This window comes from uncultured Fibrella sp., assembly GCF_964250085.1.
GTDB lineage: Bacteria > Bacteroidota > Bacteroidia > Cytophagales > Spirosomataceae > Fibrella.
Window position 1 is genome coordinate 123,096 of the sequence record NZ_CAXUEC010000010.1, and the last position, 16,613, is coordinate 139,708.

Here is a 16,613-nt window from a genome sequence, read left to right on the forward strand (position 1 = left end):
GATTTCAATCCGTTTTTCGGTATAACTAAAAAATCGGGCTGGCTTTACCAGGTTTTAGCTACACCGAAAAACGGATTGAAATCCGTGTTACACTTATTTGTCGCAGTCCAGCCAGTCGTAGCCGGGGTCGATGGGGGCACCGTCGGGGGCGGCGAGGGCGTTGCTGGCCATTGGCTGTTGCGGGTTATTTTCGTACTGCTGAATCAGCCAGAGCAACTGGTTCGGATACGATTCGGTGATCGTGTAATTCAGCAAACTGCCCGTCGATTTATTGATCAGGTACTGCTGCCGGATTCGCTGAATGGCATCGTGGGCGGTGGCCCGTACCCGGCCATCGGCGTCGCGGTCGGAGGCCAGACCGATCAGACTTTCCAGCAGGCGACGACTCGTGAGCTGGCGAATGGCTTCCGGGTACGTTGGTGCATCGCCATGCGTGCGGCTCATGGGTTCAAACGTGGTGTTGATTAGCCCCGTCAGCAGGTCGGAAAGGCCGGGCATAGCGGGGTTCAGAGCCTTCTGGTTTAGCAGGCGGGCGCAGCGTTCGGGGTTCAGCAACAAACGTAAGGTAAGGTTGGCGGCGGCTTCGGGCGGGCCCATCGGGTCGAACGTCAGGCCGGTATGCCGTTTGAATACCTCGCGCGGGTTGGCGTCGATGCCAAAGGCGCGGGGCGGAATCAGGTTCAAAATACCCGTTGGTACGGCCAGGGCGGCGGGGTCTAACGTACCCAGCAGGGCCGTCATCGCCCGGCGTTGCTGGTCAGCGGCCACGGTTTGGGTCACCACCTGCCCGTCGCCACGAAGGGCATAGCTATAGGTAACGCCACCCAGTACCTTGCTCGCCGCCTCGACCTGGTAGCGGTGAAACATATACATCGGCACCAGTACTTCTTCCAGATTCGCCATCGGCATACCCACCGGGATCTTCGACTCGCTGAACTGGCTGAGCGCAATCTTGCGAATTGCCATCGTACGGAGAAGTTCGGTGGTCGCGTCCGCATTACTATCCCAGAGGTGGGTTTGTGGGTGAGCACTGCCTTCCGGCCGCGCATCCTGATCGCTCAGGAATTTCAGGCCGCGCTTCAGATAATTGTCGATAATGGCTTTCAAACCCGCTGCTTCATCGGTGCCTTTCGGGAAATCCTGGTAGCCATAGGTAATCGCCACCTTATCCCACTCGCCAATGCCAACGGCGTAGACACTATCCAGTTTCAGTGTGTTATTTGGGCCGATGTCGACCTGCGGGTGTGGGTAATCCATCACCGACGAGCGGCTGATAGTACTGGCAACGTAGTTGTGCGGCAGCCCCAGCGTGTGCCCTACTTCGTGGGCGGCCAGTTGCCGGAGGCGGGCCAGGGCCATTGGCATCAGGGCGGCAGTGTCGGTGCGGTTGTTTTCGTAACGTGCCGTCAGTCCCTGCGCGATGAGGTAATCCTGACGTACCCGGAGCGACCCCAGGGTCACTTTTCCTTTCAGAATCTCGCCCGTTCGAGGGTCAATAATGCTGGCTCCGTAGCTCCAGCCACGGGTTGAGCGGTGTACCCACTGCACCAGATTATACCGAATATCCATCGGGTCGGCGTCGGCGGGAAGCAGTTTAACCTGGAATGCATCGCGGTAACCCGCCGCCTCAAACGCCTGATTCCACCACTTTATACCATCCATCAGGGCTGACCGAATAGGTTCGGGTGCGCCAGGGTCCATGTAGTAGATAATAGGTTTCACCGGATCGCTGATAGCGGCCGTCGGGTCTTTCTTGGCCAACCGGTGCCGAACCGTATACCGCTTCGTAATAGGCTGACTCACGGGCGAGGCGTAATCGTAAAAGTCAATGCTATTCATGCCCGAACGGGGGTCGAACAGGCGCGGTTTGTAAGAGCCGTCGAGCGGAGGGAGTTCGACAAACGAATGGTGCTGACGCATGGTGACAGCCGATGCCGTGGGCACTACCTGCCGCAGGTACGCGCCCGGCTGATCACCGGTAAGTGTAATCGTAACTTCAAATTCGGTGTTCTGCGGGAAGGCTTTGGTCCGTGGCAGGTACATGGCGCACCGGCTTGCGTCAACCCGGAATGTACCCTGCCTTGTCTGGGCAATGGCCTGAGCAGCACCCACTGCATCCTGAAGCAGGAATGGCGTCAGATCGACGAGGGCATGGCCGTTTTCCTCGGCGGCAATCTCAAACCCGGCATGAACCGACTGGGCAAATGACTCGGCTACGGCCCGCCGTTCCAGCGAATCAGTGCTGAGTGCGCGGTAGCCGTAGTTGGGCTCGATGAGCAGAATCTTATTGCCACTTCGCTCGAATCGAACGACGTGTTCGGCCCCGAGCCGCCCCCGGTCGAGCCCAATGTCGTTGGAGCCAACGCCCTGCGCGAGGGTAGGGTAGTACAGGAACTCCTGCCCGAACTTGTCTATTTCGAGCCACATTTTGCCTTTTTTGGCATCCCAGTAATAGGTCAAAAATCCCGGATGTTTTTCCATGCCGGTAGTAAATGTGGCGATAGTCTGGGCCACCAGGGGCTTGATGGCCAACGTCAGTAACAGTGTAAACAGTAGGCGCATAGGTTGTATAGTGAGTGTTCTGGAAAAATAGCCTCTACGCGCTGCAATAGCAAAAAGGAGCCTGAATCAGGGGTAATTGTGTACACTGGATAACTAAATAGCCGAAAAAGGGCCGTTCCGAAAGTTACATAGTGCAGGTTACTCTGCTGCTGCGTTCGATAGAGTGACCGCGTTCTACCCAGTTGCGGGCCATTGACGATCTCCGTCGACGTTGTGATAAATTAGTAACTAGGTCTATAGATTAAATGAGTGAATTTCTTTCCTTTGCCCGTCGGCGGTGGTATCTCCTGGCTGCTGTTTTAGTACTTGCCATTGCCATATCCATTCGGCAATATTCGTATCAGGGTGTCAACGGCGACCCTTATATCTATTGGGCTGTCGGTGGTAAGTTTCTAGCCGATAAACCCTTATACGAACCCGTTCCCGGATCACAGGAGTTTCTGTACCCACCCGTAGCCGTTCTTTTCTGCCAGATTCTGGCCCTGATGCCGTTTCCGGTAGCGGTGGTCGTGTTCACGCTGTTCAACTTCGCCGCCTGGCTAGTCCTGATCGGACTGACCTACAAATTGCTCCGATTTTACTTCCCGAAGGCTGATCTACGGCTGGCCATGCTCGTGGGTTTTGTGGCGAGTATTCGCTATTTCTGGCACAATATCTTGTGGGTGAACGTCAACGAGATAATTGCCCTGTTGTGTTTTGGTGGCCTGTATACGTACCTGAAAGGCCACCGGTTAACGGCGCTGGCCTTGCTGTCGCTGGCGATGTGGATCAAAGTAATGGCCTTGCTACTGGTGGTTACGCTGGCTTTCCGGCGGCCAAAGCAAACGGTGATTCCGGCAGTTGGTTTCACAATCCTGTTTGCCCTAATCGTGATGGGCTTTCGGGGCGTCAATCAGGGTATTCAGGATTACTTCGATTACTGGAACATCACGTTCAAACCTTTTCTGACAGGCAAGGTATTCACCGACTGGATTGCGTTTGGTATCTCACCGCTGCTGTCTAAACTACTGACGGCCCATGAAGGTATAAACGGCATTCAGTATAATATAGTAAGCTGGCCGCCAGCACTAGTGGGTAAGATAAGTCTGGTTATTCGGATAGTTATTATGGGAATTACCTACAGGTACGTCTGGCTCACGCGAAAACAGCGCCAACTTCCACTACACGCTATTCTGCTGACTTTTCTGACGATGCTGCTCGTTTCGGGCGTTGCCTGGGAAGGTCACCATGTGACGTTGCTGCTGATCGTTGCGGGTCTGTATCACCTGCTGACCGTGAAAAAAGCAGTAACTCTCCGCCGCTGGATGACGATCATTGCCATTGCCATTGGCCTGATGACCAGCGATTTGCTCGGCAATCGCCTCTCCGATTACACACAGGCCTTTACACTGATTACCTACAACGTCCTGTTCCTCTATGTCGTAGCTGTGTGGCTGAGCGAACGTAGCCTGAAACAGATGCGGGCGATGACCGCACAACTCGAAAGCCGGTATGCCAGTCAAACGTGAAGTCTTCCTGTTAATACGCTTTTAAGCGGGGGGAGTAGTAGGTTGTCCGGTTGATTTTCTTCTGTTGAACGAGGGCTGAAGAGGCTTGTCTAAACCTTTGCGTTTTTTTGCGGTCAAACAAACCGACTGGCCTTTACTTGCTTGTCTCACTCAATTAACTAACCTCTGACAATGGCACAATCGCCTACTATTTCACGCGCTGACTTCCTGAAAACGAGTGCACTTGCGTTAACGCTTCCACTGCTGAGCCGTTTCGAGGCGCAGGCCAAGCCTATCAAGAATATCGGTTTGCAACTCTACACCCTACGGGCTGAGTTGAGTAAAGACCCCGACGCGGTGCTGAAGCGGGTAGCCGAAATTGGGTATAAAGAAGTAGAAACATTCGGCTATACCGACGGTAAATTCTTTGGTAAAACGCCACAGGCCTTTAAAGAACAACTAAAAAGCCTGGGACTTACCTCGCCAAGTGGTCACTACATGCCAAACCAGCTAAAAAATGGCTGGGACAAAATCGTGGATGATGCCGCTACCATTGGCCAAAAATACATGGCCTGTGCGTACCTGATGCCGAACGAACGCACAAAAGCCGACGACTACAAAGGGTTTGCCGACCTGTTCAACAAGTCGGCCGAGACGTGTAAGAAAGCCGGCATTCAGTTCGTATACCACAACCACGACTTCGAATTCCAGCCGGTAGATGGGCAGCTTGGCTACGACATCATCCTGAAAGGGACCGATCCCAAACTGGTGAAGATGGAACTGGATTTGTACTGGACAATTATCGCCGGTAAAGACCCTGTCGAGTTGTTCAAACAAAATCCGGGTCGTTTCCCGCTGGTACACATGAAAGATATTGCCAAAACCGAAAAGCGTGAATTCGCCGAAGTAGGAACTGGCTCGGTCGATTTTCAGAAAATTCTGGACGCCGCTAAAATTGGCGGTATTCAACACTACTTCGTCGAGCAGGACGTGTGCAAACAGCCACCACTCGATGCCATCGCCGTCAGCTTCAAGAACATGCAGAAGCTGAGCGTATAAATTCTTAAAACGATAGAATAAAAAAAGCCGGGCACTAACCCGGCTTTTTTATGTAACGCGGACTTCAGTCGGGGACGCCCAGTCCGCGTTACGCACCTTACTTGGCGTAGGCTACCGAGCGCATTTCGCGGATTACGGTCACTTTGATCTGACCAGGGTATTGCATTTCTTTCTCGATCTTCTGCGAAATCTCGAACGACAACGTACCTGCGCGCTCGTCGGTGACGTGATCAGCATCCACCATCACGCGCAGTTCACGACCGGCCTGAATGGCGTAGCATTTGACCACACCCTGGAAATTGGTAGCTAATTCTTCGAGTTCTTTCAGGCGTTTGATATACGACTCCATCATCTCGCGGCGGGCACCGGGACGCGAGCCGGAAACGGCGTCGCACACCTGCACGATTGGTGAAATCATACTGGTCATTTCAATTTCGTCGTGGTGAGCACCAATGGCGTTGATCACCTCGGGGTTCTCCTTGTACTTCTTGGCCAATTCCATGCCCAGCAGGGCGTGGGGCAGTTCGGCTTCTTCGGGCCATACCTTGCCAATGTCGTGCAACAGACCGGCGCGTTTGGCCAATTTGGCATTCAGCCCCAGTTCGGCGGCCATCGTGGCGCAGAGTTTAGCTACTTCCCGCGAGTGTTGCAGCAGGTTCTGCCCGTAGCTCGACCGGAAACGCATCCGGCCAATCATTTTGATCAGTTCAGGGTGCAGACCGTGAATGCCAAGGTCGATGACGGTACGCTCACCGATTTCGACGATCTCATCTTCGATGTTCTTGCGCGTTTTGGCCACAATTTCTTCAATCCGGGCCGGGTGAATACGGCCATCCTGCACCAGCCGGTGCAACGACAGTCGGGCTACTTCGCGCCGAACGGGATCGAAACCGGAAATGATGATGGCTTCCGGGGTATCGTCCACGATAATTTCCACGCCGGTAGCGGCCTCCAACGCCCGGATGTTGCGCCCCTCGCGACCGATAATTTTACCCTTGATGTCGTCTGATTCGATGTTGAAGACCGACACGCAGTTTTCGATCGCGTGCTCGGTGGCCGTCCGCTGAATGGTGTCGATCACCACTTTTTTGGCTTCCTTCGTAGCGGTCAGCTTGGCCTCTTCCAGCATGTTCTTCACATAGGCAGAGGCGCGGGTATCGGCTTCGGCTTTCAGGTTGTCGACCATTCGTTCGAGGGCCTGCTCGGCAGTGAGGCCGGCAATTTTTTCAAGTTGCGATACCTGCTCGGCCAGCATTTTATCGGCTTCGGCCTGGCGGCGGTCAACGTCTTCATTGCGCCGATTCAGTGCATCAACCTGCTGAGTCAACGCACTTCGCTGCTGAGCAACCTCGCTTTTCAGTACATTGATCTCATTCTTTAGCTGGTTCAGTTCGCCTTCGCGGGTACGTTGCTGGTCGGCCTGCTGGGCGAGTTGTTGTTCGCGTTGTTTCAGCTTGGCTTCGTTCTGTTGCAGCAGACCCCGTTTCTCGTTGGTTTGGTCTTCAAACTCTGATTTCAGGCGCAGAAACTTTTCTTTAGCCTCCAGCATGCGGTCTTTTTTGATCGTCTCGGCCTGGAGTTCGGCTGTTTTCAGGATGTCGGCGGCTTTGGCTTCGGCTTCCTGCTGCTTATCGGCGATAGCGCCCTGGAGCGATTTACGCCCCATAAAAACACCGATTCCTGCGGCAATTACGCTACACAGGATGATCAGTATTATACTAGTCGTTGTCATTAATAGGTATCGTTTGGGTTGAACATAGTTCATTATGCACCCGCTGCAACACCGGTTCCCGTGGGGAGAAGAAGACCCGTCGGCCGCCTAAACGAGGCTTGGCGTAATGGTCTGGTTCAATTGGGCAATCCTGTCATAGATGCGATTCTGCATCTGTCGAGCCTGATCATCTGTTTTCAGGCTCGATACCAAACAATCGAGGGCCACTAAGGCCAGAATGTCCTGCGTGTCGCGCACGCCCCGGCTTCGGTGTACCTCCATGCGGTCGCGAATCAGCTTACCAGCGTCGCGCAGGAATATTTCTTCCTCCGGCAACGATTTAAAGCGATAGTCGCGATCTGCAATTTTGATATGTATCGCTAGCCGTTCTTCCATTGTGTAAAGGTGGCACTGGCTTACCGGCCCAAACTGCTCGGGTCGGGGTACGCTATTGGTGTATTATGACAAGGTACTCAGATGGGCAATGCACCGGTCAATATCCCGGATATACTCATCGAGTTTCTGCTTTACTTCTTCACGGGCAACCGCGTCGGGCAGGTTGCTGCTTACAAGTTTACTTAAATCTTTCGACTTTGTAAACGCCGGTGGACTCTCCACCTCTTTTTTCAACTGTTGTTTAGACTGGTTTTGTTGCTTCCGAATCGTTTCCAGATGGTCGGCGTTGTCTCGTTCCAACTGCTCAATGCGTTGCTTCTGCTGAGCAAGACGCTCAGTCAAATCGAAGACTTTGTGTTCAAAATCTTCCAGCAATACAAAAAGTCTCGATTCAGAAACCATCCTTTTAAGAGAGCCTTTATTCCTGCGTCTTCTGTTGCTCCGCTCCTAAACAGCGCAACAGAAGACGCAGCAACAAAGACTTATTTTCTAATAACTGCACCTAATTCTTTCTCAAACTGACTCATAAGCCGTTGCATCGTTTTGTCGATCACAGCGTCTGTGAGGGTCTGGGTGGCATCCTGAAGCGTAAAACTAACGGCATACGCCTTTTTCCCGTTGCCCAGGTTGTCGCCCTCATACACGTCGAACACGTTGATACTACGCAACAATTTCCGTTCCGTTTGTGTCGCCAGTTTTTGAATCTGTTCGAACGATACCGATTTGTCGAGCACCAGCGACAGGTCGCGGCGCACTTCCGGGAATCGCGGAACGTCAACGTAACTGGTTTTGCCGCTATATCGTTTGGTCAACAAAGCCCAATCGAAATCGGCGTAATAAACGGGTTGTTTTGCGTCCGCTAATTTAGCCACTTTCGATTGTACTAACCCGAATGTAACAATTGGTTTTTTATTTACCGTATAGGTGAGTCCGTATTGAAATAGAGTAACATCGGCGGGCTGCTGGTCGGTTGGCTGAATGCGCAGCGACGCCAGTACCGTATGAACGGCCGCTTTCAGATCGTGAAAAGCGACTGACTGGCCTTTCTGCTGCCAGCTTTCCGCCGTTTGATCGCCCACCATCGCCAGCGCCAATCGCGGTGATTCGTGATACTTCTTCGAAAATTCACCCGACTCGTTCCCGGCCTGACTGCTGCCGTACACCTTGCCAAACTCAAACAATTTCAGGTCGCGTTGCCGACGATTCAGGTTATACACCAGTGCTTCAAGAACCGAGAACAGCATCGACTGACGCATCACCGAAAGTTCGTCGCTCAATGGGTTTAGCAGGCGCACATCATCCAGGGGCAGGCTGGCGCGAATGGCTTCGTGGTAGGCGGGCCGGGTCATCGAGAGCGACATAGCCTCAATAAAGCCGTTGGCCGCCAGCACCTGCCCAATGCGGTCCTGCAACTGATTGACATCCGTAGTTGGAAACTCCGACAACGTATTGGCCGACAGACTCGGCGACAGGGGTACGTTATCCAGCCCATAAATCCGCAGAATTTCCTCGACCACGTCGGCTTCGCGCGTCACGTCGACGCGGTAGGGGGGAACCACCGCCACAAAACCTGAATCGGTCAGTTCGTCGGTTTGGATGTCCAGCGAATGGAGGATCTGGAGAATACGCTCGCGGTCGATCTGGATGCCAATCAGCCGGTCGATGTTGCGGTAGGCAATGGGTATCCGAAAATCGGCGATGGGTTGCGGGTACAGATCGACAAGATCAGACGTTACGCGACCGCCCGCCACTTCCTGGATCAGCAGGGCTGCGTATTTCAACGCGAAAGTCGGCATGTTGGGGTCGGTGCCACGCTCGTAGCGAAACGAGGCGTCGGTTTTCAGCCCGTGGTGCTGGGCCGTTTTCCGAATCGAAGCCGGGGAGAAGTAAGCACATTCCAGGAAAATACGCGTCGTTTTCTCTGATACGCCTGATGTTTTTCCGCCAAATACGCCGCCGATACACATACCGTCCGACTCACCATTGCAGATCATCAGATCGGTGGCCGACAGTTTTCGTTCCACGCCGTCGAGAGTCGTGAACAACGTACCCGCAGGCAGCGTTTTCACCACCACTTCGCCCGTTGTGATGGCGTCGGCATCAAAGGCGTGCATGGGTTGCCCCAGTCCGTGACACACAAAATTGGTGATATCGACGATGTTGTTGATCGGCGTCAGACCGATGCTTAGCAACCGTTGTTTCAGCCACTTCGGCGATTCGCCGACGGTGAGGCCGCTCATCGTCAGACCGGTATACCGCGGACAGGCGTCAACGTCTTCGACACGTACCTGAAGTGTAAAATCGGTAGACGCTATGGCAAACGCATCAACCGACGGCCATTTTATGGGTGTACCGAGTACAGCGCGCAGATCACGGGCTACACCGAGGTGCGAGGCCGCGTCGGCGCGGTTGGGCGTCAGGCCGATTTCGATGCGTGAATCGGCTTCAAGGTCGAAGAATTTGGCGGCGGGCGTTCCATTGGGTACGTCGGTAGTAAGCACCATAATGCCCGCGTGTGACTCGCCAAGGCCGATTTCGTCTTCGGCGCAGATCATACCTTCGGATGTTGCCCCCCGAATTTTTGCCTTCTTGATAACAAACGGTTCGGCAGGCGTTCCTGCTCCGTTCTTCGGATAGAGCGTAGCCCCAACCATAGCCACCACCACGCGCTGACCCGCCGCTACGTTGGGTGCGCCACAAACGATGTTCAGTGGTTGTTCGCCGCCTACATCCACGGTGGTGATGCTTAGTTTATCAGCGTCGGGGTGGCGTTCGCAGGTCAGCACGGTGCCGATGACTACGCCCGCCAGACCACCCGGAATAAGGTCAACCCGCTCGATGCCATCTACTTCAAGGCCGGTACTGGTGAGGATATGATCCAGTTCTTCCGGCGTTTTGTCGACGTCGATAAACTGGGTAAGCCAACTATATGAAATGTTCATGTGTCTAGCAAAAAACCCGACTGGCAGGAGTCGGGCAAAACGAATTAGGTACAAAAATAAGCAACCTTACACGGTTTTGGTGAAGTGAAGTGTAAAGTCCAATAGTCAAGGTCTAAGGTCTGAAGTCTACTGTTGAAAGTTGCTGACGCGAGTTAATTGCGCGTCAGCAACTTTCAACAGTAGACTTCAGACCCTGGACCTTGAACTTCATTCTCCCTCATGCACATACCGTTCGCCCGCCTTTACCGCTGCGGGCAGCTTGTTTTCGGGCGGGGGGAGCGGGCAGGCGTAGGTGGGGTTGTAGGCGCAGTAGGGGTTGTAGGCCGCGTTGAAATCGATCACGACCTGGTTGTTGGCGACGGTGTTTGGCTCGATGTCGATGTAGCGGCCACCGCCATACGTTTCCCGGCCGGAAGTAGCGTCCTGAAATAATACGCTCAACGAATTCTGGAATTTCAGCACGAGCAGGCGACATTCTTTGCCATCCAGTGTGAAGGTGGCGTGAGCGTATTTCTCGTAAATTTCGTCGGAACCGTCGGTGAGTTTGATCACCAGTTTTTCGGCTTTGCCTTCCGGAAATGGTTCGAGCATGGCCAGTACGCGAAAGGCTGGGTCAGCGTCGAAATAAGACAGCCCTTTGAAGGTGGCTTTGTCGGGAATAGGCGATTCGGCGTTCGTTCGCATGTAGTTGTCCTTCTTGGCGCGCTCGGCAGTTAGCTCAGCGCGGTAAGCAACCGGGTCAACCTGAACAGTGCTGGCCTGATCGGGAAGCGTGTATAGCCAGATCAGACCGGCCACGACAGGAAGAACGATCAACCAGAAAATCGGCTTTTTCAGCATAGAGGTCATGCGATTAGGATGTGTTGGCAAAGCTACGGTCCGGGCAGGATTGATGGTAGGCGGATTAGACGGATTAAATGGATTTGCACGGAAGTACGGATTAAATGCAGATTTTTGGTCCATAGACGTATGAATCGGTTGTCGTTGTTCCGCTTTTGATCGACCTACACAACATAATCTGCGTAAATCCATTTTATCCGTTCAATCGGCGTGCTATCAAACCCTGCTATTCCTTTTCTTGACCTTGGCCGAATCAACGCGCCGCATCAGGTGCGTATCCGGGCGGCGGTTGAGCGGGTGGTGGCGTCGGGCTGGTACGTACTGGGCCCGGAAGTGGCGGCCTTTGAAGAAGCGTTTGCCAGGTACGTTGGCGTGTCGCATTGCATTGGCGTAGCCAACGGTCTGGAAGCGTTGACGCTGGTGTTGAAAGCCTGGGCGTTTCCGGCGGGGAGCGAAGTCATCGTGCCGTCGAACGCCTATATCGCCTCGGTGCTGGCCATTACGCAGGCGGGGCTCATACCCGTGCTGGTTGAACCCGACCCACGTACCTACACCCTTGACCCGGCCCGACTGAACGCGGTGCTGACGCCCAATACGCGGGCCATTCTGCCGGTGCATCTGTACGGTCGCGTAACCAATATGGCCCCCTTGCTGGCTTTTGCGGAGAAATACGATCTGCGGGTACTGGAAGATGCTGCCCAGGCCCACGGAGCAACGTACCTGAGCAAGCAGGCGGGAGCATGGGGCCATGCGGCGGGTTTCAGCTTTTACCCGACCAAAAACCTTGGTGCATTGGGCGACGCCGGTGCCATCACCACCAACGACGCCCAACTGGCGGCTCAACTGCGCATGTGGCGGAATTACGGATCGGCGCAGAAGTACCATAATGACGTACCCGGCCATAACAGCCGCCTCGACGAGCTTCAGGCGGCTATTCTTTCCGAAAAACTTCCTTTCCTGAACCACGAAAATGCCCGCCGCCGCCAGATAGCCCGCAGGTACGTTGCTGAACTGACCCTACCTGGCCTGATGCTGCCGCCCGCCGATGCGATTGAACAGGACGTCTGGCATCTGTTTGTTATTCGTCACCCGCAGCGTGATGCCTTTCGCGACTACCTCCGTGCGCAGGGAATCGGTACGGATGTGCATTATCCGGTGCCGCCGCATCGGCAGGTTGCCTATGCCGGTCAGTGGCCAGCCGATGCCTTCCCAATTGCCGATCTGCTACATCAGCAGGTCGTTAGCCTGCCGCTAAACCCGGCCATGACGGATGATGACGTAAGTCGGGTTATTGCCGTGGTGAATGGGTTTGCAGCGTAAATAAATCGGCGTTTACTGCTGTTGGCTGAGCTGCTGATGACGTTGCTCAACGAAGTGTAATAAGTCATGTAGCGTGGTGATAAAATCAGCGTACCGGTAGTCTCCCACGGTGCTAACGAATGCCTGTTCGAGGTCGGAGAGTGTACTGACCAAATAAACCAGAAACTGCTGGCCCCGCTCGGTCAACTGCACCTGCTGCGCCCGACTATCCGACGGGTCGGGTGTTATCGACACGTACCCAGCTTCAGTCAATTCTCTGACCAGCCGCCCCATGGTCTGCTTGGTGATCTGTGCCCGCTGCGCCAGTACCGTGTTGCGCGTTCCGCCCGGATCGAGATTTCGCAATAGCTGAACGTGAGCGTTGCGCACGTCGGCGTAGCCATCAGCCGCCCATCGGTGTTCGCTGAGGCTGCTCAGTAGCCGGGAAAACCGGTGCAGATAACTGGCTATATTCTTCTGTTGAATATGCTGAATGAGGGTATCGTGAGGAATCATGAACAAATTTAGTAAGCTCAGGTTATTAATTGGTAAGCTATACTTACTATTGTCGCTTCATCTTGAAATATGAACGTACCTGAAACAAAGAAATTATGATCGAACTAGCCTCTATTGCGCGTCAGTTGGTTGACGAATCACTTCGGGAAGCGGTAAAACAGAACCTTCCTGTTGCCGTGTGTGTGGTCGACACTGGCGGCCATCTGGTAATGCATCACCGAATGTCGGGTGTAAGCTACATGGCCAACGACGTGGTGCGCCGCAAGGCAGTAACAGCCTGTAACTTCCGGTTGCCAACTCACATTTTTTATTCCATTCTACAACAGCAGCCCGCACTGGCTTTCGCTATTACATCACAACCCGATGTGCTGGCGGTTGCTGGTGGGATGCCTATTATTGTTGACGGAACGTGCATTGGCGGCTTTGGTGTTGGTGGGGGTAACTTTGAGCAGGATCAGGCGTTTGCCGAGAAAGTGATGCAGTTGCTGGCTGGCTAATCGAATCATTCGGCGGAGGCTTCTGTTGCCCGACTAGTACACACATTTACTTAGTCACTCCCATGTTTACGGGCATTGTAGAAACCACCGGCCGGGTAGCGGCCATCGACGCGGAAGGCACCAACCTGACGTTCCATATTGATTCATCGCTCACCAACGAACTGAAAATTGATCAGAGTGTCAGCCATAACGGCGTTTGCCTGACGGTGACTGGCCTATCGGGGGATACCTACAGCGTGACGGCGGTGGACGAAACACTGAAAAAAACGAACCTGGGCCACCTCGCCGTTGGCGACTCCGTAAACCTCGAGCGGTGCATGCCCGCCACGGGCCGCTTTGATGGGCATATCGTGCAGGGACACGTCGATCAGACAGGTACGTGTGTCAGCGTGCAGGACCTCAACGGAAGCTGGCTGTATGATTTCCAGTACGATCCGGGCGTTGGCAACATCACCGTCGAAAAAGGGTCGATTTGCATTAACGGCGTGAGTCTCACCGTTTTTGATTCGCACGACGACGGTTTCCGCGTCACCATCATTCCATATACCTACGAACACACGACCTTCCGCAATTTGCAACCCGGCGACGTCGTTAATCTGGAGTTCGACGTAGTGGGCAAATACATCAAAAAGATGCTGGCAGCGTACAAATGAGTCGTCTGTCTTCCGTCCTCTGTCTTCTGTTGCGCTGCCAGTCAACCACTTGCTGAATTAGCAGCGCCTCAGAAGACAGAGGACGGAAGACAGAAGACAAAAACTCCTTGTATTTTTACCGCATGACGAAACTGAGTACCCGTTCCCGCACCGATCTATACATTCATATTGGCCTTGTGGTTGCCTTCACGGTGGTGTTGGTGCTTACCTTCTTTTTTGTTTACCTGCCTTTCTCGACCAACCACGGTCAGACCATTACGGTGCCTGATCTGAAACACATGAGCCTCGACGAACTGGAAAACTACCTCGAAGACCGCGACCTGCGCTATGAGGTGAGTGATTGTACGTTCGTGGCTGGTGGCGTGCCGCTGACCGTTTTTGCCCAGTACCCCACGCCGGGTTCTAACGTGAAAGAAGGGCGTAAAATATACCTGACTGTTATTAAGCGAACCGCGCCAACGGTGATCATGCCTAATCTGGTCGATCAAACCTTGCGCACGGCCGAGCTGCTGCTGCGGTCAATGGGCCTGGTGATGGGCGACCTGACGTATGAACCGGATCTGGGTAAGAACAAGGTGTTGCGGCAATATGCAAACGGGCAGGAAATTAAAGGAGGATCGCCAATAGCCAAAGGCACGAAAGTTGATCTGGTTGTGGGCGACGGTGAGGGCAACGTGTTCTTCCCGGCCCCCGAAGTCGTTGGGTTGCCTTTCGATGAGGCCGTTACCCTGATTCAGGGATCGGGGTTACGCGTGGGCGTGCGGGTGCCGGTCGATGATCCTGAGCAGGAAGTGGGTACGGTGATTAAGCAGAAACCCAAAGCTGGTGAGCGCATTCGCGTAGGGCAATCTGTCGACGTGTGGGTAGTGGGTCCGGTAGCAAGCGATGTCGATGAAAATCAATAAGTTATTAATTTTACTTCTTGGCTTGCTGGGTGGACAAACCGCGCCGGGACAGTCGCTGAAGCTTCCTTTTTTCGACGATTTCTCAACGGCACAGCAAACTGCTTCACCAACCCGGTGGGTAGCGGGAAGCAATGTGTATATCAACAACACACTGACCATCAATCACCCGTCGGTCAACGTGGCCACTTTCGATGGTCTGCGGCTGAGTGGATTGCCGTATTCGCTCAATGATGAAAATGCAGAAGGAGGCACCGATACGCTAACCTCGTTGCCTATCGATCTGGGTGGGCTAGCGGTTAGTAACGGCGTTTTTCTGAGCTTCTACTGGCAACGCCGGGGTTTGGGCGAACTGCCCGACGCAACGGATTCGCTAAGCCTTGAGTTTTTGGGGAGCGATGGCACCTGGCGCAAGGTGTGGACGCAGGGCGGTGGTGTGATCGACAATAACTTTGCCTTCCAGCTTCTTCAGGTCGATAATCCAATCTATTTTCATCCTGCTTTCCAGTTTCGCTTTCGCAGCCGGGGGCGGCAGTCTGGTATGTTCGATTCGTGGCATATCGATTACGTATACCTGAACCGCGACCGAACGGCCACCAACCGGCCACTGCGCGACCGGGCCATGCGGCAACCCGTCACGCCGTTGCTCCGTCGGTACACGGCCATGCCGCTGTGGCAGTATCTGGCCAAGCCAGCCGCCGAACTGGCCGATACTGTCAGGAGTGATTTCACGAACCTGTTTACCGAATTCATTCCGATCAATAGCCGGTTCAGCCTGCGTGATCGGGTTTCGGGGCGGGTCTTTCAACAGGATACGCTGCCAAACCCAATCAACGCGCTGGGTCTTTCCCGAAATTCGCTCGCCTTTAAGCCCAAAATGCCTACTGGTTTGCAGGGGCGGGCTGTGTTGCAGGCCTCGTTTAATCTGGTCACCAAAGATCAGAGCAGCCCTGACACGCCGGGCCTGGACCTGACGCTGAACGACACGCTGTCGGCTACCACCGTGCTGGACAATTATTACGCCTACGACGACGGAACGGCCGAAACCGTGAAGCAGGTCAACCAGCGGCTGGCGCGGGTGGCGGTGAAGTTTACCATCAACCAGCCCGATGCGGTGCGGGGTGTGCGCCTCAATATCGCCCCGACACGCCGCGACCAGCGTGGGCAACTGGTACTGCTGGGCATTTATGGCAATAATAATGGCCAGCCCACCGATCAGCCCATTCTGCAGCAGCCGTTTTCGGTATCGTATGCCGCTCAGCGGAATGGCTTCACCGAATTTATCTTTGCCAACCCTGTCAACGTACCTGATTCGGTCTTTTACGTCGCTTTCTCGCAACTCGACGACCCGGCTATTCCGATTGGTTTCGACCGAAATAGTCCGTTTCGCGATAAACTATTTGTGAATCTGGGCACTCGCTGGGATCGTGTAACGGATCAGGATGGTGCGTTGATGATTCGGCCGGTGATGAACAACGGAACCGTAATTATCACCGCTACTGAACCGACGCTGGCCGTGCAGGTGTTTCCTAACCCAACGGCGGGGCCGCTCAACTGGGGTGGGGCACTGGCAGGAGCGGTGCAACTGGATGTACTCGATCTGAGTGGCCGACTCGTGCAAACCCAATCCCTGTCGCCTGCCCAGACCAGTACCGACCTGGGTACGTTGCCCGATGGGTTTTACCTGCTCCGGTTCATCGACGCTGAAGCCCGGCCACGAACATCGAAATTGATTATCAGACATTAAAC

Annotated in this window: 14 protein-coding genes; 7 read left to right on the forward strand and 7 right to left on the reverse strand. The window is 54.2% G+C overall.

What is annotated here, in order from left to right; genetic code table 11:
* Window positions 1-93: 93 nt before the first annotated feature.
* Entirely contained in the window at window positions 94-2,562 is a 2,469-nt protein-coding gene (locus tag ACFE8Q_RS24975) for a zinc-dependent metalloprotease (RefSeq protein ID WP_375448173.1), read from the reverse strand.
* A gap of 245 nt (window positions 2,563-2,807) precedes the next feature.
* Between ACFE8Q_RS24975 and ACFE8Q_RS24980 the strand changes: the two genes are divergently transcribed.
* On the forward strand, window positions 2,808-4,070 hold the full coding sequence (locus tag ACFE8Q_RS24980) for a glycosyltransferase family 87 protein (protein WP_375448174.1): 1,263 nt from the start codon (window positions 2,808-2,810) through the stop codon (window positions 4,068-4,070).
* A 171-nt stretch (window positions 4,071-4,241) separates the two neighbouring features.
* Window positions 4,242-5,108 (forward strand): sugar phosphate isomerase/epimerase family protein, encoded by an 867-nt coding sequence (locus ACFE8Q_RS24985; protein WP_375448175.1) that lies wholly within the window; start codon window positions 4,242-4,244, stop codon window positions 5,106-5,108.
* Between the two features lie 97 nt (window positions 5,109-5,205).
* Here the strand turns inward: ACFE8Q_RS24985 and rny are convergent, their stop codons facing one another.
* From rny to ACFE8Q_RS25010, 5 genes are all read right to left on the reverse strand, one after another.
* Complete coding sequence (gene rny / locus ACFE8Q_RS24990; RefSeq protein ID WP_375448176.1) at window positions 5,206-6,840, reverse strand: ribonuclease Y; 1,635 nt, start codon at window positions 6,838-6,840, stop codon at window positions 5,206-5,208.
* Window positions 6,841-6,927: 87 nt separating this feature from the next.
* On the reverse strand, window positions 6,928-7,215 hold the full coding sequence (locus ACFE8Q_RS24995; RefSeq protein ID WP_375448177.1) for a cell division protein ZapA: 288 nt from the start codon (window positions 7,213-7,215) through the stop codon (window positions 6,928-6,930).
* A gap of 63 nt (window positions 7,216-7,278) precedes the next feature.
* The gene (locus ACFE8Q_RS25000; protein ID WP_375448178.1) at window positions 7,279-7,557 is read right to left on the reverse strand and encodes a hypothetical protein; all 279 of its coding nucleotides are present in this window, start codon (window positions 7,555-7,557) and stop codon (window positions 7,279-7,281) included.
* Window positions 7,558-7,697: 140 nt separating this feature from the next.
* The gene (gene pheT / locus ACFE8Q_RS25005) at window positions 7,698-10,157 is read right to left on the reverse strand and encodes a phenylalanine--tRNA ligase subunit beta (RefSeq protein ID WP_375448179.1); all 2,460 of its coding nucleotides are present in this window, start codon (window positions 10,155-10,157) and stop codon (window positions 7,698-7,700) included.
* Window positions 10,158-10,364: 207 nt separating this feature from the next.
* Entirely contained in the window at window positions 10,365-11,120 is a 756-nt protein-coding gene (locus ACFE8Q_RS25010; RefSeq protein ID WP_375448180.1) for a DUF1684 domain-containing protein, read from the reverse strand.
* Window positions 11,121-11,207: 87 nt separating this feature from the next.
* Between ACFE8Q_RS25010 and ACFE8Q_RS25015 the strand changes: the two genes are divergently transcribed.
* Entirely contained in the window at window positions 11,208-12,317 is a 1,110-nt protein-coding gene (locus ACFE8Q_RS25015; RefSeq protein ID WP_375448181.1) for a DegT/DnrJ/EryC1/StrS family aminotransferase, read from the forward strand.
* Between the two features lie 12 nt (window positions 12,318-12,329).
* On the opposite strand, the gene ACFE8Q_RS25020 is transcribed toward ACFE8Q_RS25015, so the two are convergent.
* Window positions 12,330-12,812, reverse strand: coding sequence for a MarR family winged helix-turn-helix transcriptional regulator (locus ACFE8Q_RS25020; protein ID WP_375448182.1), 483 nt, complete (start codon window positions 12,810-12,812; stop codon window positions 12,330-12,332).
* Between the two features lie 95 nt (window positions 12,813-12,907).
* Between ACFE8Q_RS25020 and ACFE8Q_RS25025 the strand changes: the two genes are divergently transcribed.
* From ACFE8Q_RS25025 to ACFE8Q_RS25040, 4 genes are all read left to right on the forward strand, one after another.
* Window positions 12,908-13,309 carry a heme-binding protein gene (locus ACFE8Q_RS25025; RefSeq protein WP_375448183.1) on the forward strand — a complete coding sequence of 134 codons (402 nt, stop codon included), beginning with the start codon at window positions 12,908-12,910 and terminating at the stop codon, window positions 13,307-13,309.
* A gap of 62 nt (window positions 13,310-13,371) precedes the next feature.
* A complete protein-coding gene (locus ACFE8Q_RS25030) occupies window positions 13,372-13,962 on the forward strand; it encodes a riboflavin synthase (RefSeq protein ID WP_375448184.1) in 591 nt (196 codons plus the stop codon).
* Between the two features lie 122 nt (window positions 13,963-14,084).
* Window positions 14,085-14,867, forward strand: coding sequence for a PASTA domain-containing protein (locus tag ACFE8Q_RS25035; RefSeq protein ID WP_375448185.1), 783 nt, complete (start codon window positions 14,085-14,087; stop codon window positions 14,865-14,867).
* A complete protein-coding gene (locus ACFE8Q_RS25040) occupies window positions 14,854-16,611 on the forward strand; it encodes a T9SS type A sorting domain-containing protein (protein ID WP_375448186.1) in 1,758 nt (585 codons plus the stop codon). The genes ACFE8Q_RS25035 and ACFE8Q_RS25040 overlap by 14 nt, the downstream gene beginning before the upstream one ends.
* The last annotated feature ends 2 nt before the right edge of the window (window positions 16,612-16,613 follow it).